At 61.3% G+C, this 19,236-nt stretch carries 24 protein-coding genes; 5 read left to right on the top strand and 19 right to left on the bottom strand.

Annotation, left to right across the window (positions count from 1 at the left end; translation table 11 throughout):
• Entirely contained in the window at positions 1–1,011 is a 1,011-nt protein-coding gene (locus RA302_RS01485) for an alpha/beta hydrolase family protein (protein WP_206029860.1), read from the bottom strand.
• A 399-nt stretch (positions 1,012–1,410) separates the two neighbouring features.
• Here RA302_RS01485 and RA302_RS01480 point away from each other — a divergent pair, with 399 nt between their 5' ends.
• Both RA302_RS01480 and RA302_RS01475 read left to right on the top strand, forming a co-directional pair.
• Positions 1,411–2,031, top strand: a complete 621-nt coding sequence (locus RA302_RS01480) for a LysE family translocator (RefSeq protein WP_095969527.1) — start codon at positions 1,411–1,413, stop codon at positions 2,029–2,031.
• Between the two features lie 25 nt (positions 2,032–2,056).
• Positions 2,057–2,464, top strand: coding sequence for a DUF4259 domain-containing protein (locus RA302_RS01475; protein WP_095969526.1), 408 nt, complete (start codon positions 2,057–2,059; stop codon positions 2,462–2,464).
• Here RA302_RS01475 and RA302_RS01470 read toward each other — a convergent pair.
• The 12 genes from RA302_RS01470 to RA302_RS01415 form a co-directional block, all read right to left on the bottom strand.
• Complete coding sequence (locus RA302_RS01470) at positions 2,458–3,384, bottom strand: D-isomer specific 2-hydroxyacid dehydrogenase family protein (RefSeq protein ID WP_095969525.1); 927 nt, start codon at positions 3,382–3,384, stop codon at positions 2,458–2,460. The two genes, RA302_RS01475 and RA302_RS01470, sit on opposite strands and share 7 nt — an antisense overlap.
• A gap of 89 nt (positions 3,385–3,473) precedes the next feature.
• Complete coding sequence (yut, locus tag RA302_RS01465; RefSeq protein WP_019746465.1) at positions 3,474–4,517, bottom strand: urea transporter; 1,044 nt, start codon at positions 4,515–4,517, stop codon at positions 3,474–3,476.
• Positions 4,518–4,551: 34 nt separating this feature from the next.
• Positions 4,552–5,499: an urease accessory protein UreD gene (locus RA302_RS01460; protein ID WP_047888769.1), complete on the bottom strand. Its 948-nt coding sequence runs from the start codon at positions 5,497–5,499 to the stop codon at positions 4,552–4,554.
• Positions 5,496–6,137 (bottom strand): urease accessory protein UreG, encoded by a 642-nt coding sequence (gene ureG, locus RA302_RS01455; RefSeq protein ID WP_019746463.1) that lies wholly within the window; start codon positions 6,135–6,137, stop codon positions 5,496–5,498. Before ureG ends, RA302_RS01460 begins: the two co-directional genes overlap by 4 nt.
• A gap of 10 nt (positions 6,138–6,147) precedes the next feature.
• Positions 6,148–6,861 (bottom strand): urease accessory protein UreF, encoded by a 714-nt coding sequence (locus RA302_RS01450; RefSeq protein ID WP_019746462.1) that lies wholly within the window; start codon positions 6,859–6,861, stop codon positions 6,148–6,150.
• Positions 6,845–7,492, bottom strand: coding sequence for an urease accessory protein UreE (ureE, locus tag RA302_RS01445; protein ID WP_019746461.1), 648 nt, complete (start codon positions 7,490–7,492; stop codon positions 6,845–6,847). The genes RA302_RS01450 and ureE overlap by 17 nt, the downstream gene beginning before the upstream one ends.
• A 9-nt stretch (positions 7,493–7,501) precedes the next feature.
• Positions 7,502–9,220: an urease subunit alpha gene (locus RA302_RS01440; protein WP_003943847.1), complete on the bottom strand. Its 1,719-nt coding sequence runs from the start codon at positions 9,218–9,220 to the stop codon at positions 7,502–7,504.
• Positions 9,221–9,255: 35 nt separating this feature from the next.
• The gene (locus RA302_RS01435; protein WP_003943812.1) at positions 9,256–9,693 is read right to left on the bottom strand and encodes an urease subunit beta; all 438 of its coding nucleotides are present in this window, start codon (positions 9,691–9,693) and stop codon (positions 9,256–9,258) included.
• 29 nt (positions 9,694–9,722) lie between these two features.
• Positions 9,723–10,025: an urease subunit gamma gene (locus tag RA302_RS01430; protein ID WP_003943837.1), complete on the bottom strand. Its 303-nt coding sequence runs from the start codon at positions 10,023–10,025 to the stop codon at positions 9,723–9,725.
• Positions 10,026–10,076: 51 nt separating this feature from the next.
• Positions 10,077–11,762: an ammonium transporter gene (locus RA302_RS01425; RefSeq protein WP_020905829.1), complete on the bottom strand. Its 1,686-nt coding sequence runs from the start codon at positions 11,760–11,762 to the stop codon at positions 10,077–10,079.
• A gap of 569 nt (positions 11,763–12,331) precedes the next feature.
• A complete protein-coding gene (locus RA302_RS01420) occupies positions 12,332–13,327 on the bottom strand; it encodes a squalene cyclase (protein ID WP_238054107.1) in 996 nt (331 codons plus the stop codon).
• 92 nt (positions 13,328–13,419) lie between these two features.
• Positions 13,420–14,115: an Imm52 family immunity protein gene (locus RA302_RS01415; protein ID WP_225320230.1), complete on the bottom strand. Its 696-nt coding sequence runs from the start codon at positions 14,113–14,115 to the stop codon at positions 13,420–13,422.
• A gap of 245 nt (positions 14,116–14,360) precedes the next feature.
• Between RA302_RS01415 and RA302_RS01410 the strand changes: the two genes are divergently transcribed.
• Positions 14,361–14,498, top strand: coding sequence for a hypothetical protein (locus RA302_RS01410; RefSeq protein ID WP_154606700.1), 138 nt, complete (start codon positions 14,361–14,363; stop codon positions 14,496–14,498).
• Between the two features lie 267 nt (positions 14,499–14,765).
• On the opposite strand, the gene RA302_RS01405 is transcribed toward RA302_RS01410, so the two are convergent.
• Positions 14,766–15,167 (bottom strand): hypothetical protein, encoded by a 402-nt coding sequence (locus tag RA302_RS01405; protein WP_042950357.1) that lies wholly within the window; start codon positions 15,165–15,167, stop codon positions 14,766–14,768.
• Between the two features lie 81 nt (positions 15,168–15,248).
• Here RA302_RS01405 and RA302_RS01400 point away from each other — a divergent pair, with 81 nt between their 5' ends.
• Entirely contained in the window at positions 15,249–15,431 is a 183-nt protein-coding gene (locus RA302_RS01400; protein ID WP_125461318.1) for a hypothetical protein, read from the top strand.
• A 50-nt stretch (positions 15,432–15,481) separates the two neighbouring features.
• On the opposite strand, the gene RA302_RS01395 is transcribed toward RA302_RS01400, so the two are convergent.
• Positions 15,482–15,721 carry a hypothetical protein gene (locus RA302_RS01395; RefSeq protein WP_113683461.1) on the bottom strand — a complete coding sequence of 80 codons (240 nt, stop codon included), beginning with the start codon at positions 15,719–15,721 and terminating at the stop codon, positions 15,482–15,484.
• Between the two features lie 72 nt (positions 15,722–15,793).
• Between RA302_RS01395 and RA302_RS01390 the strand changes: the two genes are divergently transcribed.
• Complete coding sequence (locus RA302_RS01390) at positions 15,794–16,090, top strand: hypothetical protein (protein WP_238054106.1); 297 nt, start codon at positions 15,794–15,796, stop codon at positions 16,088–16,090.
• On the opposite strand, the gene RA302_RS01385 is transcribed toward RA302_RS01390, so the two are convergent.
• The 4 genes from RA302_RS01385 to RA302_RS01370 form a co-directional block, all read right to left on the bottom strand.
• Positions 16,091–17,518, bottom strand: coding sequence for a hypothetical protein (locus tag RA302_RS01385; protein WP_225320229.1), 1,428 nt, complete (start codon positions 17,516–17,518; stop codon positions 16,091–16,093). It abuts the gene before it with no gap.
• Positions 17,515–17,853 (bottom strand): hypothetical protein, encoded by a 339-nt coding sequence (locus tag RA302_RS01380; RefSeq protein WP_166501651.1) that lies wholly within the window; start codon positions 17,851–17,853, stop codon positions 17,515–17,517. The genes RA302_RS01385 and RA302_RS01380 overlap by 4 nt, the downstream gene beginning before the upstream one ends.
• A 53-nt stretch (positions 17,854–17,906) precedes the next feature.
• The gene (locus RA302_RS01375) at positions 17,907–18,299 is read right to left on the bottom strand and encodes a hypothetical protein (RefSeq protein ID WP_046377755.1); all 393 of its coding nucleotides are present in this window, start codon (positions 18,297–18,299) and stop codon (positions 17,907–17,909) included.
• A gap of 91 nt (positions 18,300–18,390) precedes the next feature.
• Positions 18,391–19,074, bottom strand: a complete 684-nt coding sequence (locus RA302_RS01370) for an MspA family porin (RefSeq protein ID WP_166501650.1) — start codon at positions 19,072–19,074, stop codon at positions 18,391–18,393.
• Positions 19,075–19,236: the final 162 nt, after the last annotated feature.

Genomic DNA, 19,236 nt, shown 5'->3' with positions numbered 1-19,236 from the left:
TCACATTCCCAGGGCGGTCTTCACTGTCGGCCAGGAATCGTGAAGCGCGTCTTGCCAGTACGGCCATGAATGGGTGCCGTCGTTTCGATACGCGAACACTGCGGGAATCGACAACTCCCCCAACCTCGCTTCGAACAGTTGTGTACACGTGTTGGCAAGCGCCTCGAGCGGTCCGCCTTCGATGGCAGTCTGCAGTCCACTCGGCGTGAAGACGTTGTCGTACTCTCCGGGCGCGCCCGTGCCGGAAGAAACGTAGATCGTCTTCCCACGCAGCGTTTCCGCGTTGGTGGACGGGTCGTGCTTTTGCCAGTCGGGATCCGATGCCGGGCCCCACATGTTGGTGGCGTCGCCTGCCTTACTGGCCACGGTCAGCCGCACGGAATCCTGCGAAGACGACTCGGAGTTGTCGAGACAGCCGCTGTACGAGGCTAATCCGGTGTAGAGCTTCGGGTGATGCGTGATGAGGTTGGCCGCGCCGAGCGCACCCATGGACACCCCACCGACCACATTCGTCCCGTTTCCGGAGAACGCAGAATCGATCAACGCCGGAAGCTCTTCAGCGAGAAACGATTCCCACTTGTTCACACCGAGGTTCGGATCGTCGTTCTTCCAGTTGGTGTAGAAACTGCCGGTACCGCCAACGGGGAGAACGACGTTGACGTTCTTGTCGGCGAAAAACGTTTCGATGTCGGTCTTCTGGGTCCAGGTGCTCTCGGAGTACCCGGATTCCGAACCGGCACTTACTCCGTCGAGCAGGTAGAAGGACGGACGCGAACCTGCACTGGTCGCTGGATGCAGAACTTGCACTTGCACCTCGCGTCGCATGGCCGGCGACTCGACGAACACGGCACTGCGAGTGGGCGACAATTGCTCGATGCGATTGATGTGAGCACCGGTCTGACCGGCCAAATCTCCGGGTGGGTTTTCAGGCGCCGGATCGGCATACGCAACTGCGCCCACGACAAGCGCGAGCACGACCAACACAATCCCGACAAACCCAAATCTCCGCATCCGTCAAGCGCCCCCTGAGCATCGCACGACTACCGCTAACCCTCGATTGGACAGGACGAACGTCCCGGGGTCAACCCACTGGTTGGGATTTATTACTCGCGGGTATCCAATGGAGTTGGACAGTTCTCCACCGATGCACACACAGGTGTGGATAACTTCATTCACATCCACTTCCCAGTTGTGCATAACCTGTGGACAAAAGGATGAATTACAACAGAGGTATTCCTTCTACCTGCATCGTTCCGTTTCCCCACAGTGTGCATAACTTTGTCGAACTGTGCTCACGAGACGCCGGTTTCCGGGCGTGTCCATGCAGTTCACACCGCGGCGCCACTCTTTGTTCACAGGCACGACACCACCGCCCGACTTCGCTCCCCACCCCGACTTCATACTTGTTGCATGCTGACCGCTCTGCTCGCCGCCACAGCCGTGCTCGCCCTACTGACTCTGGTCCCGGGGCCGGACATGGCCGTCGTGACGCAGGCAGCTCTCGGCGCGGGCAGATCCGCCGGTTTCCGGGTAGCGGCCGGCATCGTCTCGGGCCTTCTGGTGTGGGGTCTGCTGACTGTCCTCGGGCTTTCGGCGATCCTGGCCGCGTCGGCCGAGGCGTACACCGTGGTCAAGCTCGCCGGTGCTGCCTACTTGATCTATCTCGGTGTGCGAGCACTGTGGGAGAGCCGGACCTCACGGATGCAACACAATGCCGACGCCCCGCGCGCGCCGAAGGCCGGGACATGGAAGACGGGCTTTACCACCAACCTGCTCAACCCCAAGATCGCCGTCTTCTACACCGGACTGCTGCCTCAGTTGGTTCCGGCCGGATGGCCGACGGGACCATCGCTTGCGCTGCTGGTGCTCATCCATGCAGCCATCACCATCGTGTGGCTCAGTGGCTACGTGGTCCTTCTCTCGCGGGCGCGTAGCACCTTCGAGAAGCCCCGAGTGCGACAGGCACTCGAGCGCATAACCGGAACAGTTCTTCTAGGATTCGGAGCGAAGATCGCGCTCGAAGCGCGCTGACACGGCAATCGGAAAAGAGTAGACAGTGGGCGCGTGGGGATCGGGACCGTTCGAGAACGACGGTGCAGGGGATTTGATCGCGTCCATCGGACACGGTGACTTCACCTTCGAATCGGTGGAGTGGGCATTCGAGGACGACTACCTCGAGGTGGACGGCGGCCAAATCGCCGTCGCCTTGCTCGAATTGGTGTTGATCGTGCGCGCCGATCGCAAACGCGACCCTGCCACCCAAGACCTCGATCTCGATTCCTTCACCTCGACCCTGACCAGCGAGCGGCTCACCTGGCTGATCGAGATGGTCGAGCGCACCATCGCATCGACCGATTCGGAACTGTTCGAACTGTGGGACGAGCAGGGACCGGAAGAGCTTGCGTCGTGGCGAGTTCCCGTCGTGGACGGTCTAGAGGATTTGCGCGTTCTGTCGGTTCAGTAGCCCGCCGACGGATCGATTACCGCAGCGAGGTCCTCACCCGCAGCGAATCGAGCGACGTTGGCGGCCACGTGATCTGCCAGCACACGCGTGAGCGTCGTAGCCGGGTTGGCGACGTGCGGAGTGATGATCGCGTTGGGGAGCTTCCACAACCGGTGCCCGTCCGGGAGCGGCTCGGGGTCGGTGACGTCCAGTGCTGCACCCCCGATCGAACCAGCTTCGAGAGCATCGACCAGCGCCTCGGTGTCGACCAGGTTGCCTCGTGCGATGTTCACGATCCAGCTCGACTCCGACATCTGGTCCAGTTCAGCCTTGCCGACCAGATGCCGCGTCGCGGATGTCGACGGCGCCGCGATCACGAAGTGATCAGCCTTGGACCAGATTTCGCCGGTGCGGTCGGCCGAGAGCGTTTCGGAAGCACCATCGACAGGGGTCCCGGAGCGGGTGATCGCGATGACCTTGACCTTGGACGCGGCGAGGTACGGGATCAACGCACGGCCGATGCCGCCGCAACCGATGATCGCCACCGTCGAGCCCTGCAAGGTACCCACCCGCGGGTCGAACTCTTCCTTGCGCCACGACTGCGCCGCCAATTGTTCGGGGAGAGAGCGCACACCGGCGAGGAGAAGCATCATCGTATGTTCGGCGACATTGCCCGCGTACGCCCCGGCAGCAGACGTCCAGACCCGCTTGTCGTCGATCACACCGGCGTCGAACCAGGGCTCGATCCCGGCGAACGGCAACTGCACCCAGCGAACCGAATCGGGTAGCGACGACGGGAACGTCTCCGGCCCCTGTACCCACACGACGCCCTCGGCTTCTGCCAGTGGAACGAGAGCTCCACCGGCTCGGCGTATTCCGTCGGCGACGTGAGGATCCTCGACGGGACCGAGGTGGATGCGAGGGGCGCTGGCGTCTGTCATGTGGGTGCTTTCTGTTCGACGGTGGCGGCAGGGCGAATAGATGTACTCATCGCATGCCCTAGCGTACGGGCGCCTCGCCGATCACCTTTCTATCCGTTGGCCTTCGCGATCGAATCCTTGCCCTCGGCCGCTCCGCCCTCGATGGTGTCGTGCTGGATGGGAACGAATTTCTTCTTCGGCAGCAGGAACAGCCATGTAGCGAAGACGAACGGGCCCGTCCCGGCGGGCAGGCCAATCGGGGCGAAGGCCGATACCAGCGTGCCGTGGATGACAACAGTCACCAGCACGCCGAAGACGGTGTAGACGAACACACGCCACGACGGGTTGTAGAACACCGACCCCAGAGCGATTGCCGTCAGCACCGAACTGAGCCCGTAAAGACCGTTGCCGACGTCTACGGTGTTGGCACCCAGCGCCAGCACCGCACCCATCGCTATCGCGGAACCGATGAGCGCGAACAACGCCGCCCAGCGTGACGCGACCAGCAGCGCGATCACGAAGATGATGCCGGTGACGGTGTTGTTGATCAGAAAGATCTGGGAGACGTTGCGGAACAGCGTGTCCCACAGGAAGCTGAACGTGATGTCGGCATGAACCGACGCGTCCCCGATGTGTTGCGGAAACTGGCCCGCGCTGAGGTCCGACGTTTCGATCCGCAAGAACTGGAATGCCGCGAGGAGAAAGAACCAGTTGACGAGGTTGAACGGAAATGTCAGTGCCGGTACGCCCCACGTCTTGAAGACATTGGCAACCGCCAGGAACGCGATGGTCGACGCAGCAGCTCCCACCACGAGGTAGATCCACAGCATCACGCCACCGGCAAGGAATGTCGGAAAGGCAGCTCCCACAAGAATTCCGTTGTACCCGTACAGGCCGATACGCATCGAATCGTCGTCAGAATGCAGCATCATGCCGGTGACGGTGGATACCACCAGACCCACCACGGCACCGATCGCGACGGTGATCGTGTCCGCGGCTATCGCGCCCCAGAAGATGCCGACCAGAAACAGCAGGCCGGTCAGCGCATTGCCCTGAAACATCACTTGCCCGGAGCCTTTGAGATTCGTGTCGATGAATCTGAGCACGACGTTCTTGTCCGCGACGTCGTCCCACGGCTTGGTGATGGTGGTCATCGCACGTCCCTCGATCCTTCTCCGGCGATCCGCGTCATCCCCAGAGCGGGACGGGCGGAATGGTGGTGTCCAGAACTGCCTTTCGCACCAGAGCCCAGAAATCACGAACCTTTGCCTTGACGGGTTCGCTCTCCGGACCGAGGACTTTGAAGATGAGACCGGCGTCGTTCGGTAGCCGACTCGCTCCGGAAACGACCTTGCCGTCACGGCCCGGAACTACCTCTTCGAGAATCGCGTCGGCATGCTCTTTCGGTGTCAACAAGATGACATTGCCGAACACGTCGTGATCACCCATGATTCCGCCGTATCGCACGGGAAAACGTGCCGGTTCGATCACCAGCTTCTCGGTGAAGAGGTTCTCCCCGTCCGGACGCTCCGCCTTGATCATTGTGGAGTACAGGTCGTAGACGAACATCTCTCCGCCGTCGTGGTACTTACGACCTGGCATGACGATCTCCGAGAACAACAGCGTTGCAGTCGGATCCACCGTGATGTCGGTGCGCGCGTAGTACCTCGCGTTGCGGTGCGGAATCGTCACCCCCGGCATCAGTTCGAGATACGAATTCTCCGCGAGCACCACTTTCTGGAGTTGCGACGCGTGATTGGCATCCATCCGGTGGACCTTCGTGGCCGACTGAGTGGTCACGTGCGCGAGGGAACCCGGCTCCATCTCGATGGTGAGGAACAGTCGATCGCCTTGCAACACACTGCCGGACGTGGAAATCATGTAGACGCACGGCATGGTCGGCAACGCTTCGTCCCAGTACAGCGCCTGCTGAACCAGCAGCGGTGTCTTGCGGTACATGTCCCGCAGAATCGTCTTGTCGCCACGGTCGACAAATCGCATCTCGAGAACGCCGGTCTTCCCGACCTTGCCGGCCGGGGCCTGCTTCGGTTGGTCCTGGTACTGGTCGAGTTCCGGGATGGTCGGGATCGGCCCCGGGAGCGCTCGCGATGCTCCCGGGACGGGCGGTGCGCTCACGGTGCGCTCGCTCCCACTTCCTCTTCGTCGAAGAGGACTCCGTGCACGATGAGGTCCACCACGTCCTTGATGCCTTCCCCTGTCATGCAATTGGTGAAGACGAACGGCTTGTCTCCCCGCATTCCCTTGGAGTCGCGATCCATGACTCCGAGATCTGCGTTGACGTACGGTGCGAGATCGGTCTTGTTGATGACCAGGATGTCGGACTGCGAGATTCCCGGACCGTTCTTGCGCGGAATCTTGTCGCCTGCGGCTACGTCGATGACGTAGATGAAGAAGTCGACCAAAGCAGGGCTGAACGTCAGTGTGAGGTTGTCGCCACCACTTTCGATGAAGACCACGTCGGTGTCCGGGAACGTCTTCTCCATGTCCTCGACGGCCGCGAGATTCATACTCGGGTCTTCGCGAACGGCGGTGTGTGGGCAGGCACCCGTCTCGACGCCGACAATGCGTTCCTCCACGAGAACACCTTTGAGAGCCTTACGCACGTGCTTGGCATCTTCGGTGGTGACCACGTCGTTGGTGATGATCAGAACGCTGGTGCCCCGCTTGATGAACTCCGGCGTGATCGCCTCGATGAGTGCGGTCTTACCCGAACCCACGGGTCCGCCGATTCCGATGCGCGTTGTCTTCTTCATCTTTCTCCTTCTAGTTCATGAACATTCGGACGTGCGCCTTGACGTGAACCGCAGCCAGAATGTCGATCATCGGGGCGAAATTGGACATGTCGTCGAGTCCGTAGTCACGCACTGCCGCGTACTCACGGCCGGCGCTCTGATTGACCTCGAACAGAATCTCCTGTGTCGCAAGGTGATCTACTCGGACGATGCGAAGGGCAGCGCCGAGCAACGTCATCGCGACACCGTACTGATTGACCGTGAAAGCGTCCTCCTCCGGAGAACCCATCTCCGCGAAAGCAATTCCGAGGCCGACGGGGTAGGTACCCGGCGTCTCCCCCGATGCGATCGCGGCCAACCACTTGTTGAACAGGGTCTCACCGGCCAAGCGCCCGCCGAGTTCGGCCAACTTCTTACCCATCCGGGTACTCATCGTGCGTGCTTCTTCGTTGAGCTTGCGTTCGATCACTGCATGATCGGCGGCGAGGATCGCCGAGAAGTCACCGGCTGTCGCGCCCCGGTGCGCTGCGAGTACGGCGATACCGTCGCACGTCGCCCCCTGATGCGCCGCCGAGAGTACGAACTCCCGCAGCGACGGACCGTCGGTGACAATTCCCTGCGCCACGGCCGATTCCAAACCGTTGGAGAACGAGAAGGAACCGACCGGGAACATGGAATCGGAAAACTGCATCATCCGCATCGCGCGGTTGATGCTGAGCCCGGATCCCTCAGACGAGAGGGTCATGGGTATGCCCCTCGCCCTCACGAGCGGCCGCACCGAACAAACGGCGTGCCTCGTGTGGAGCGATGTAGGGAATGACCTCGGCACCCGGGATGAAGGTGTACTCGATGCCCTCGAAAGCATGTGTCCGCATCACCGAGCCCATGACCGCCTTGTCGACCGTCAACGGAACGTAGACCTTCATTCCCTTCACCACGGCAGGCCAGTGCTGGTTGCCCACGGCATGTCCCAACTCCAGGCACGTCTGAATCATCTTCTCGGGCGTGACGTCGACCAGTGCGCTCAGGTCGATCTCCAACACGTCCTTGAGGTTGATCCTGGCCACGACGACGGTGTTCGCCGGCTCGTCCCACAGCAGAATGTCGCCGTCCTGCAACTGAATACCCCGATCGAGCGAGACGGCCAATTCACGGCCACCGATCGTGGTGCGTCGTAGCCGACTCTTCTGCGCTTCCCACTGATCGAGCGACAAGACGTCGACTACCGCATTGTCGAGTCGACCGACCCACTCCTCGTCGGTCTCCTTCCCGAGCAGCGCGTCGATTCGCGTCGGCTTTCCGCTCGGCGCGGTCATCTCGCCGTGCGTGTGTGGCGTCGCATCGGCGCCGTGCGTGTGTGTGATTGTTCCCGACACAGGAGACCCCTAACTGAAGAAGTAAAGTTGGTTCAAGCGAATGGATTCGGCAGGTTCGACGTATGCGTGGACGCCGTCCGCAGTCACCGCGAAGGTCTCCGGGTCCACCTTGATTTCCGGAGTGGCCGAGTTGCGAACCAGATCACGCTTGGTGACTGTTCTGGTTCCCTCGACAGCAACAACCTGACGTTCGAGTCCGAGTCGATCCTTGATGCCGTCGTCGAGCGCCGCTCGCGAGACGAACGAGACCGAACTCTGCGGCAACGCCTTGCCGAATCCACCGAACATCGGCCGGTAGATCACCGGTTGTGGTGTCGGGAGCGACGCATTCGGATCTCCCATGGCGTGCCAGCTGATCAGACCGTTCTTGATGATCGTCTTCGGCTTCGCACCGAAGAATGCGGGCTCCCAGAGAACAAGATCCGCCATCTTCCCGACACCGATCGACCCGACCACATGCGAAAGACCGAACGTCAACGCGGGATTGATCGTGACCTTCGCGACGTAACGCAACACGCGGAAGTTGTCGTGCGTCGGCGAATCCTCGGGCAGCTTCCCGCGGGACCGCTTCATGCAGTCCGCTGTTTGGATCGCGCGTAGCCAGTTTTCTCCGACGCGGCCCATCGCCTGTGAGTCACTCGAGAACATCGAGATGACGCCCATGTCCTGCAGTACGTTCTCGGCACCGATCGTCTCGGCGCGAACGCGGGACTCGGCAAAAGAAACATCCGAGGGCACTTTGGGATTGAGGTTGTGACAGACCATGATCATGTCGAAGAGTTCGGCCTGAGTGTTGATGCCGTACGGCAACGTCGGGTTGGTCGACGCCGGAAGTACGTTGTCCTCTCCCGTCACCCGCAGAATGTCGGGTGCGTGTCCGCCACCCGCGCCCTCGCTGTGATAGGTGTGAATCGTGCGTCCTTCGAAGGCCGCGATGGTGTCCTCGACGTAGCCGGCCTCGTTGAGCGTATCCGTGTGAATGGCGACCTGAACATCCATTTCGTCTGCCACCCGCAGAGACTCACGAATCGTGGCCGGGGTTGCGCCCCAGTCCTCGTGGACCTTCAGACCGGCCGCACCGGCCTTGATCTGTTCGACCAGGGACTGATGCCCGGACGAGTTGCCCTTGCCCAGCATGCAGACGTTGACCGGCAAACCCTCGTTGGCCTTGAGCATCATCTCCATGTTCCAGATGCCGGAAGTGATGGTGGTGCCGTTGGTTCCGTCGGTCGGGCCGATGCCGCCACCGATCAGCGTGGTCACTCCCCCACTGAGCGCGTGATACGCCTGCTGCGGTGACACGAGGTGCACGTGTGGATCGATGCCGGCAGCAGTGAGAATCATCTGCTCACCGGAGATCGCGTCGGTCGCCGGACCGGTCGTCAGCCCCGGAGTGACGCCTTCCATCGTGCTGGAGTTTCCCGCCTTGCCCCAGCCGACGATCTTCCCGTCCTTGATTCCCACGTCTGCCTTGACGACGCCGATGGTTGCATCGACGATGACCACGTTGGTGATCACGAGGTCGAGGGCACCGTCGATGCTGCACGACTCCGGATCCTGGCCCATGCCGTCGCGCAGCGTCTTGCCGCCGCCGTAGATCGACTCGTCTCCGATGGTTCGAAGATCTTCCTCGACCTCGATGTACAGGTCGGTATTGCCCAGTCTGATCTGGTCACCCGTGGTGACCCCGAAAAGGCCCGAATACTCTTGTCTCGAAATGCTTGTCATGGGTGTCGCTCTCCTTCGTCCGCCGTGAACGAGAATCAGTCGGTTTGAGGTTCGGACAGGAAGCCGAGTTCTTCGGCACGCTGGACGGCTCCGGGAAGCCGAGGGCGGTAGGCGGCGTGGGTCGGCGCCCAACCGTCGACAAGTCCGTTGAAGCCTTGAACCCGTTGCTTGCCGCCGAACGGCACCAACGTCACTTCCTTTTCGTCGCCCGGCTCGAATCTGACCGCCGTGCCCGCTGGAATGTCGAGGCGCCAGCCGAAGGACTGTTCACGATCGAAGGACAACGCGCGATTGACTTCCATGAAGTGATAGTGCGAACCCACCTGGATGGGACGGTCACCGGTGTTTCGGACTCGCAACTTCAAACGGGGACGGCCCTCGTTCAGTTCGATCGGCTCGTCCCGCAACACGTATCCGCCGACCGGCACTTTCTTCTCGCCGCCGGAATCCTTCTTCGTCGATTTGCTTGCCATCTTGGAGTGCTCCTGACATCTCGGTCGGGCTACTGGATCGGAGAGTGCACGGTGACGAGCCGGCTACCGTCGAGGAACACCGCCTCGACCTGCACACGCGGAATCATCTCCGCGACACCTTCCATCACGTCGTCGACCGTCAAGGCGTGCGATGCGTCGGCCATGACCTCCTCGAGAGTCTTGCCCTCCCGAGCTCCCTCCAGAGCGGCTGCAGTGATGACTGCGACGGACTCCGGATGATTGAGTTTGAGCCCCTTTGCCTTTCGCCTCAGTGCGACATCCGCCAACATGAGAATTGTCAGCTTGTCGAGTTCTCGCGGTGTCAGATGCATTCCGAACGCTCCTTGTCGATCATGCGGTAACTCCCTGTCGTCGAATACATGTCAGCTCCCCTGTTCCGTCGCTTCGGTGAGTGGTTCGGCCGCTTGCTGGACAAAACCGCTCCGCCTGCCGCCCGAGTACTCGTTGATCGCGTCCAGAACCGCCTGGGCATGTTCCGAGGCGACCAACACCTCGACACGCAACCGCTCGGTGAACACGACGTCGTTGCGTTGTCCGCGGAACTTGAGCGAGGCCGAGTCACTCGCGGAGACATGCGCTTCCGATACGACTATCGACTCCGCTCCGGCAGCCAGCAGCGCCTCCCGAAGCTTCTCGGACTCGATGGTCTGCAATACCGCGGTGATGAGTTCGTGCTTCGGGGCGGCGAGGTTCGGAACAAGTTTTGTCCCCTCGACCAGGACCCCCGAGTCGAACCCGCTGGTCTGCGGCGCACCACCGGCGTCGACGAACGCGGCGTTGTAGCGGTATGCGTCCATGCCTTGCTGACGACGGTCGATGTCCACCTGGTCTTTCGGGGCCAGCTTGAGACCGATGGTCTTCTCGATGCCCGTGGCGATCAGCCAGGTCACCACGAACGAGAAAGCGATGACGACGATCAACGCCAGCGCCTGCTCGCCGAGTAGTCCTGCCCCGCCGCCGAAGAAGAGTCCGTCGCGGCCGATCGAATTGATGGCTTTTTCGCCGAACAAACCGAGAAGGAGTGAACCGAGGATGCCGCCGATGAAGTGGACCGCGATGACGTCGAGCGCGTCGTCGAACTTGAAGATCGACTTGAGCGCGAGCGCGAAGTGGCAGACCAGTCCGGCAAGCGCGCCGATCGCCAACGCGGAGAAGGTGCTGACGAAGCCGGCGCAGGGGGTGACGGTCGCGAGACCGGCTACCGCGCCGGTGATCCCACCGATCGCCGTGGCCTTGCCCTCGGTATACCTTTCGATGACGAGCCAGACGACCATGCCGCCCGCTGCGGCTATGTGAGTGTTCATCAAGGCTTGTGCCGCAACACCATCGGCGGCCAATCCGTCGCCTGCGTTGAATCCGAACCAGCCGAACCACAGGATGCCTGCGCCGATCAACGCCAGGGGCACCGAGTGCGGGACTGCCTCGGCGTTGGGCCATCCCGGGCGTTTACCGACCACCAGCAAGATTGCCAGGGCGGCGGCACCGGCGGATGCGTGGACGACAATTCCGCCGGCCCAGTCCTGAGCTCCTCGGAGCGCCAGCCAGCCTTCGGGATTGAAGAGCCAGTGCGCAATCGGGGGGTAGACGATGATCGACCACAGCACGAGCAGAACGGCCCAGCCCAAGGGCTTGAGCCGGTTTGCGGTCGCACCGGTGATCAGCGCGGGCGTGATGATCGCGAACATCATCTGATAGACCACGAACGCCAGAGTCGGTACCGCGACTGCACCTTCGATCAGGTGGAAGCCCGGGGCGGCGGCTGTGTGTATGTCCTGCAAGCCGAACAATTTCAAGTCACCGAGGAAGCCGGAACCCCAGTCTCCGCTGAACGCGAAGCTGTATCCGAACACGACCCAGGTAATCGAGACGAGTCCGAGTGGGACGAGGTTCTGCTGCAACATGACGAGCGCACTGCTACCGCGCACCAGACCGGCGTAGAAGAAGGCGAGTCCGGGAACCATGAAGAGAACCAGGCCGGCGGAGATCAGCACCCACGCCGTGTCCCCACTGTCTATCACTGCTTCGGCTAACACCATTTCCATCGACATCGACGACCTCCGAGCATTATTCGGACCTGAACAAAGTCATTGGTTAGAGCAGCAATTCGCAATGTTCCGGTTCGCTGCGACAGTTACGCTACGCCCCATAGTTGCACCTTCTCAGCAAAATCGGGGGAACATCCGGTTTTCACGTTTAGTAGAGCATTGTTCTGGGAAAAGATGGGCCTTTGCCTAAACATTGCGGACGCTCCACAACCTACAATTGCGGGACCAATTCTCGCCGAAAGTGGTTTAAGTCCTGCAAAATGGGGAACGTAGCCGCTGGTGAGCGACACTTTCGGAGCAGAAATGCCGTTTCCAGCTCGGGACTTAGCTCCCTAACCGAGACAGCCGCGAGCGCCTTATTTGATTACCAACGTCGGTGACCCGCCTATCCAATCGGGTAGGTAATTTCACCGAACATCTTCTCACCTGTTCAGATGATTAACCTTCACCGCACTGAGGGCAATCCTGTCGTTAATATGTTCTTCATCCGTACTGGATATTTCAACTGGAAGGTCGAAGATCACCTTTCGATAACCTTTAAAGGTGAAATGAATCTCGCTGTAACTCTTTTGTTATGCAGAACCTAGAGGGGAGGATTGATCCCACCAGGCGAGCACTCGGATGCCGGACAAAGTCAGCCACTTCGACGGCTCCCCCGCCTCTGTGTCGACCTCGAACCACACCCGCCCCGGTTGGCGACCGGCCTGGAGCCACGTCCCATCCGAGGCTCGAGCGGCCCGGATCATCTCGATCGCGTCCGCCATTCGCGGATCAGGCTCATTTCCATACGACAACGACGCTTCACGGAAGTAGTCGGCTGCGTTGAGCACGTTGTAGCGCCACCGGAACGGGTACGCGAACCGGCCGACCCAAGGCCCCACCGGTTCGCCGGTCGAGAGTCGCCGGAACAGACCGCGCTGCAGCAAGAATTCCTCACCGGATCGTCGAGCCGCGCACGTCTCCTTTGTTCCCCCGGTCGCGATCTCGTACGCGAGAAGCCCTTTGAGTGAATTGAGGGACGAATGAAACGACGATCGCGTCGAACCTTCGATCCACTCGCAGTTCCACCCGCCATCCGGAAGTTGATGCTGCACAAACCAATCAGCCAGTTCATCAACACGCATGTCGAGCCACACACCGTTTGCCACCGTCCAGGCGTTGATGCAGCAATCGACCTCACCGTCCCAGTACGGCCGGCCCTCGTACTCCCAGCGACAGTTCTCCGCGAGCAGTTCTGCGGTACGACGCTCCCGCAGAACACCGGCATCGAGGCCCCACTCACGCAAGGAGTTGAGCGTCCAAGTAGTTGCCGTCCAGGGTTGCGGACCTTGTTCTGCTGCTTCGGGTCCCGCAAAGTCGAATTCTGCCGGGAAAAACGCCCCACCCGCCCATTGGCCGTCTCGATCCTGCAATGAAAGCAGGCGTGCACCAAATCCTTTGGTAGCGATCGACGCGCGCGTCGCCACCCACACAGTGGGCGCTTCGTTCAACAGATCGCGCTCCACCTGCCACCGAATCGCTGGATCCGAATCGAGGAGCCACGCGAGCAAGTCGGTTCGGAGTGCCATCTGACGATACTATCGAAAGGCGAAGCAGGCCATCCGGTTAACACATTTCTCGACGTCTGATGCAATGGTGAACTCCGGACCCATTGCGGGGCCTACACCGGGTAACCCAACGCCGCCCGCACCGCCACAATGTCGGCGGTATCAACCTGCATAGGCTTGTCCCCCAACCGAATCAACGTGCCATTGAGCAGATCCTCTACCACCGCAGACTGGGGCAGCGCGCTGCGATCGAACGTAACTCCGGAATGGAAGTATGTTTCCCATCCCACCTCCACCTCACCTTTCGACCGATTCTGAAGGTGCCGGTAGTCGCCGATGCTCCACCGAGCCCGATCCGGTTCCCAATGCTTGACGATCACTCTCACGATCGCGTCTCCGATATCCGGGTCGAGCAGCTGCCGGGTGCTGTCGGTGAGCTGCTTCTCCGTCGGCAACGACACCCGGACACTGTTGGGAGCACTGGTTTCCAGCCCGCCGACCCAGGCACCGACCCGGCGCGCGGTCCCGTCTTCCGGCGACAAGTCGATGTCGTAGCCCGGTCCCGGGGTGTCCGAATACCCCATCTCCTTCGAGCGGGAATGCTCGAAGATTCGCACCAACCCATCCACACTGAGATCTGCTGGCACCTTGTCGAACTCGGCAGTCGAGACCCAAGGCAACGCCAACCCCGAGTCGACCGCTTCCAGATCATCGAGGAAAGCCCGCATCGTCTGCGCCACCTCCTGACTCGACTGCACCCGCGTGCCCCAATATCCGGCTACCGTCGGCCGCCGCCCGAACATGCTCATCGCCCCGTCCTTTCCAACCATTGAACTTAGGAGCCCACGCTCGGCGGTCGTCACCACGTCAGGGGAAGATGGAGACGCCATCACATTCGTGAGCTGGGCGGGAACGCCTGGTGTCACGTCTAGGGTGCCAGAGCCCTCGTGAACCTTGGGTAGACGCACCTCCGGTCGTCCCGGTCGGCAATCTTGCTGCAGCGCGGATGCTTAGGATATCGTCGGCGGCCCACAGGGCGCTTGGATCACGCTGGATGACGATCGTTCTGTTCCCGTACGGAAAAGCCTCCACCCTGGGGTGGGAGTTGTGTTTCGTCGATCAGCAACTCAAGGCCGAAGTAGGTGCAACTGCCCACGATCGCGTCGCCGGGTACGTTGCGCTGAGGCGATGATTCGGTCCGGTGGTAGAGCACGGTGACACGAGAGGCCCAGATATCGGCCTGCCCCCGTACGACCCTTAACGCCAGCGCAATCAGCGATTCGTCGGCAAAGGTGCAGGAGAACGAGTCGGTGCGTGAGGTACCCCCCGGAAACCGATCATGACCTCGAGATCCCTTCTGGTCAGACAAATTGATCATCTGCTCTTTGGAGACTGGATCCGAGGCACGTGCCACGTGGGGGTATTGAGGACATCACGTCAAAGCGCTCTACGCGCCGGCTCAGGTGTTGACCTGATTTCCGTCAGAATCGGTATCTCGTGCTTGGCGGTCAGTGTCTTTGTAGTGCAGTTTGTCGTACCTGTTTACCGGAGGTGCATCCTTCTGCTCGCGGTAGAGCGCCCGTGTCAGCCAAGCACCGAAAACATCGTTGAATCCGGTGGGATGCCTTCGCGTGAGGAAGGGGGTCCACCACCACGCCACGAACACAGCAGCGAAACCGCACAAGAGGACAGGTCCGAGAATCGACCGCTGAGGAGCGGTGAGCCAAGCGAAAACGATGGTCAGGATCGACGAACTCCAGTAGATCGTTCTCGCATGACTGCGGTACATCACGTAGGGCGTGGATACGATCAACGCCACAGCCCCTGCGGTAATCGCACAAATCGCATAGAAGGTGGTCATGGTGCCGATTCCGCTCGAGGAACGGTGTCGCGTCGGTATATGGAACTCTTTGGGAGAAAACGCAAAACGAGGACCGCCGCAGTGCCCGCGACAGCGCCGATCCGGGTGGTCGAATTGTCTGTCACGAGGAAGACCATCCCACTCGCAGCCGTCAACGAAACGGCCAAGGTTATCGCGCCCCGCATCGGATTGCCTGCTGCGGCATCAAGCGCCGACAGCACCCCCGAGGCTAGGCAGAACGCAATGGCAGCGATCAGCAGGTAATGCATGGTCTCAGTCCCTTCTCTTGGAGCGATCGATCATTTGCTAAGGCTTCAATCAAATGATCGGCCTGCCCGGGTACCCAAATATGCCCCGAGTAGCGATCCTCCGATTGCACCGATTCCGCCCCCGACTGCGGCACCTATCGGGCCGCCGAGAAACCCGCCGAGTGCGGCGCCACCTTTGCCGCCTGCCCATCCCAATGCGATTGCGCCACCGGAATTTCCCACAGTTTCGCCACTTGGCGCGCCTTCGCGCCACTTGATGACACCCGAGGCAACCTCAGCTGCCACCGATAATCTGCTTAAAACAGTACCCACCGCCGCCGACCGACCGGCCTGCGCAGCGCTCGGAAGCGAACCAGCATGATGCACACCAGTGTTCGCAAGGGTGCCCGCAGATTGCAAGCCCGAGGCGGGGCCACCGAGCGCGGTGCTGCCTTTACTCAAGACAGTCGCGATCTCGGAATCTGTATAGCCGCGGTCTCGCATCTGATCCACCTGCCATTGCAGGTCGTCAAGTTGTTGCTGTGCGGTCAGAGGGACGTTGCCAGGGAAGTCAGCAGGTACGTCGCCATGGGCGAGCGCCCGTTGGTTCGCGGCCCTCTGCGCGGGGCTGATCAAACCGTTGTTGGGATCAGAGTCAAAGATCCCGAATGGTAGTTACATTGGAGGATCTGGCTGCGTCTGCGTTTCCATGTCGAGGTTGTCGAGTGGGTTCCACGGAGGCTCGCTCGTATCGGTGCCCGAGTCGGTCGGCGATCCGATATCGAACGGCAGAGGCGTTGTCGGTGCCGGCTGCGTCGGCGGATCCATGTCGAGATTGCCCAGTGGGTCGATCCCGCCGAGGTCGTTGTAGGGGGAGTCTGTCGGGACGTTGACCATGACCGGTCCGCCGGACTGGTTGACCGCCTCACCGCCCCCTTGAAGGGGTGTAGCGGTGATGTCTCGTCCGGTGACCGGGTCGCTGCCGCCGTAGGGGCCGTCAGCGGTGACCGGGTAGATGACGCCCGGGGTCGGGATAACGACTTGGTAGAGCTTGCCGTCACGGATCTCGTAGTAGGTGGGAACCGGATCGCCGTTGACGTCGTACGCCCACGCAGCGGCAACGGTGCCCTGCAAGTCTCCGTTCGCGTCGTAGACACCGACGGACCCGTCGTCGTTGATGCTCATGTGTCCGCCGGGCGGTACGTCGACCACCATTTGAGCTTCATGCGAGGAGGTTTCGTCGTGAATGAGGAAGATGGTGCGTTGTCCGCCACCTGGGTCGGGGATGACCACGACGTCCTGACCGCCGACGAAATACGGCATGAACGGTTTCGCGACCGTACCGACTACATGGGAGAGAACCGACTCCCACGGACGCGCGCTCGCAAGCGCACTGAACGGTCCCGGCCGCCCCCGCACTCCCATACCCGCAGCGGTGAACGCCGCGGCCCCGACGAGGACCAGTTCGAGATACCTGTCACGGCCCGAGTCCTCCCCGTTTGTAGAGACATCTGCTGCCGGGTCCGGAACCGGCTGGGCCGGTGCGATATTCGAATCCGAATCCGTGGGGATCGGTCCGGGACCACGATCGGTGGTGGTTCCCTCACCCGGGGTGGGTGTGGGTGAGGGAACCGCTGATGCCGATGCATTGGGGAATGCACCGACACCAGTTTCCGAGGCCGGGGACTCGGAAGCAATGGGCGGAACCTCGATCGTCGGAACCGGGACGATGGGGGTGCCGTTGTAGGTGGGAAAGTTCGTCGGAGCATTGGCCCCGACATTCGGGCCACCGCCTGGAGCTTGCGCACCGGGGAGCCCGACGGTGGTCGTCGGCGCAGCTGTCGCCGTCGTGGACGGCGCACTCAGGCACGGGTTGATGATCTCTGGCGGGATGGGTGCGCCAGGTGGCAGCGACGCAATGAGATTCAGGTAGATCTGATGATCACGTGCTCGCACCGCCGCGCAGTCTTCTTCCGGCGTCGCGTTCGCCGGAGCGGCGGAGAGTGCAATTCCCGCACCGATCGCTCCGGCCGCTCCGGTCAACAGCGCCCCAGCGGCAAGCACTCCCGCGAGAGTCCGGCGAAGTCGTCTACCGGACTTCACCGGTGCGCACCACGATTGTCACTCTTCTTCGTTCGGAGTAGCGCGATGTGTTTGTCTGCGCCACACCAGAACAACCGTCCGGAGATCGACATCCACAAGAAGAACGCCAGGTAAACCAGGATCGTCCCGTAGTCGTTCGCCCAGCCGGCGAGCTTCCCGATCACCGCGAATGCCGCGATCAGCAACCCCAGTCCAACTGCCGTAGCGATCACAGCCTTGGAGAGTGGACTGAGTTCACTGTCCGGATCCCAGTCATCAACGTCTGCAACGTCTTTCCTATCGACGGCAGTGGATTCCGACTGGACACTGCGGCGTTCGGCGTTGTTGACGGTCATGGCTGGAACTCCAAATAGGAAGGGAGAGCGGGTCGCCGGCGTTCGGCCTGGTATCAGTTCCAGTACTGCTCCGTCAGCACTATGTGCCCCTCACTGGCGGGGTGATTCGGTTCGGAGACAAAGACATTGGCATGCCCACCACGCGCGGCTGCTTCACCGAGCACAGCTCCTTCGAGGGCGTCGACCTTGCCATCGGTAACAGTTATCGCGGAACCAGGCGCCAACCAGACCCCCCTCAGCGAACCTGGAACGATGTTCGCAATCGCATCAGGAATCGGGCTCGCCGCCAGCGCCGCCGTTTCGGCGTTCGAAAGTGAAAGTCCGATCCGGCCATGTTCCGGTTGCACGATCGGAGTTGCAGCAGATGCCACGCCGGCGCCGAGAACACCGATCAGGGCGATACCTGCGGTGAGGGTTCCGGCAGTGGCCAAGGTACGAATCTTCATGATTTCTCCTTTGTGAGCGTGATGAGTAACCACCCCGGGACGGGACGGATCAGGAATTGCTCGCCAGCAGCGCCGGCGAAGTCTGCGTGGGTTAGAGCCAGGTGGGATCGGAGTACACGAACAACGTGTTATCCGACGTTGCCGTCGACACCGAGAGTTGTGCGTAGGAGCGAATCGTCACCGGCCCCATGCACGCATCAACCTTCACGTGCACGTTCTCTGCCGTGATCGACGCCTTCGACGCCTCGAGATCCTTCTTCCCCAACGGAATCGTCGTGATCGTGCCCGGCGCAATCGTCGACTGAATACTCGGATTCACCGACGCATTCACACCCACGTTCGCCGACGGGACACCCGAAATACTCACACCGACAGACGGGCCGAGCGAAAAGCCAAGCCCCAAGCCAAGTCCGGAGGAGACATCGATCTGGCAGCCGATCTGCAATCCCTGCTCGACATAACCGGTCTTCACTGCCGAATCGCCCGCACCACCGATCGTGCCGGTCACCTTCGCCGACACGAACCCCTCACGGGTGAACGCCGTCGTCGCCAGATTCGGCACCGGGTTCGCCGACAGTTTTGTGGCCGCAAGATCCAACGACCAACCGTCATCGGTGACCGTGCTCGCGAATTTGTCCGCCAACGCCGTCGGCGTTGCCGATGCACTCCCTGCGAAGACCACACCCGACGACAGCGCGGCAACCGCACACGCCGCGAGCCCTACCGCGACCCTCGATCGACGATGGGATAGGCCGTTTTGCGATTCGAGCGACATGAACTGCTCCTCCACGTGACACAGCAACCAGAGCGGTAGCCGACAACTAACTGAATTAGTTACCGGACGGTACCAATCGTCCCGTTTGCCCGCCAGCGCGCCATCTCCCCCATCCTGGATTTAGGGTGAACTTTCGGTAACAGATATATATCGACAGGCTTA

It is taken from the genome of Rhodococcus sp. DN22 (genome assembly GCF_036669995.1).
Taxonomy (GTDB): domain Bacteria; phylum Actinomycetota; class Actinomycetes; order Mycobacteriales; family Mycobacteriaceae; genus Rhodococcus_F; species Rhodococcus_F erythropolis.
Note: the sequence above shows the minus strand (reverse complement) of the source record. Positions and strands in the feature narration are given on the sequence as shown.

Coding starts and splice junctions, on each gene's coding strand:
- RA302_RS01485 (WP_206029860.1), bottom strand. CDS start 1,011: ATGCGGAGATTTGGGTTTGTCGGGATTGTGTTGGTCGTGCTCGCGCTT.
- RA302_RS01480 (WP_095969527.1), top strand. CDS start 1,411: ATGCTGACCGCTCTGCTCGCCGCCACAGCCGTGCTCGCCCTACTGACT.
- RA302_RS01470 (WP_095969525.1), bottom strand. CDS start 3,384: ATGACAGACGCCAGCGCCCCTCGCATCCACCTCGGTCCCGTCGAGGAT.
- yut (WP_019746465.1), bottom strand. CDS start 4,517: ATGACCACCATCACCAAGCCGTGGGACGACGTCGCGGACAAGAACGTC.
- ureG (WP_019746463.1), bottom strand. CDS start 6,137: ATGAAGAAGACAACGCGCATCGGAATCGGCGGACCCGTGGGTTCGGGT.
- RA302_RS01450 (WP_019746462.1), bottom strand. CDS start 6,861: ATGACCCTCTCGTCTGAGGGATCCGGGCTCAGCATCAACCGCGCGATG.
- RA302_RS01440 (WP_003943847.1), bottom strand. CDS start 9,220: ATGACAAGCATTTCGAGACAAGAGTATTCGGGCCTTTTCGGGGTCACC.
- RA302_RS01435 (WP_003943812.1), bottom strand. CDS start 9,693: ATGGCAAGCAAATCGACGAAGAAGGATTCCGGCGGCGAGAAGAAAGTG.
- RA302_RS01430 (WP_003943837.1), bottom strand. CDS start 10,025: ATGCATCTGACACCGCGAGAACTCGACAAGCTGACAATTCTCATGTTG.
- RA302_RS01425 (WP_020905829.1), bottom strand. CDS start 11,762: ATGTCGATGGAAATGGTGTTAGCCGAAGCAGTGATAGACAGTGGGGAC.
- RA302_RS01420 (WP_238054107.1), bottom strand. CDS start 13,327: ATGGCACTCCGAACCGACTTGCTCGCGTGGCTCCTCGATTCGGATCCA.
- RA302_RS01415 (WP_225320230.1), bottom strand. CDS start 14,115: ATGAGCATGTTCGGGCGGCGGCCGACGGTAGCCGGATATTGGGGCACG.
- RA302_RS01410 (WP_154606700.1), top strand. CDS start 14,361: ATGACGATCGTTCTGTTCCCGTACGGAAAAGCCTCCACCCTGGGGTGG.
- RA302_RS01405 (WP_042950357.1), bottom strand. CDS start 15,167: ATGACCACCTTCTATGCGATTTGTGCGATTACCGCAGGGGCTGTGGCG.
- RA302_RS01390 (WP_238054106.1), top strand. CDS start 15,794: ATGATGCACACCAGTGTTCGCAAGGGTGCCCGCAGATTGCAAGCCCGA.
- RA302_RS01380 (WP_166501651.1), bottom strand. CDS start 17,853: ATGACCGTCAACAACGCCGAACGCCGCAGTGTCCAGTCGGAATCCACT.
- RA302_RS01375 (WP_046377755.1), bottom strand. CDS start 18,299: ATGAAGATTCGTACCTTGGCCACTGCCGGAACCCTCACCGCAGGTATC.
- RA302_RS01370 (WP_166501650.1), bottom strand. CDS start 19,074: ATGTCGCTCGAATCGCAAAACGGCCTATCCCATCGTCGATCGAGGGTC.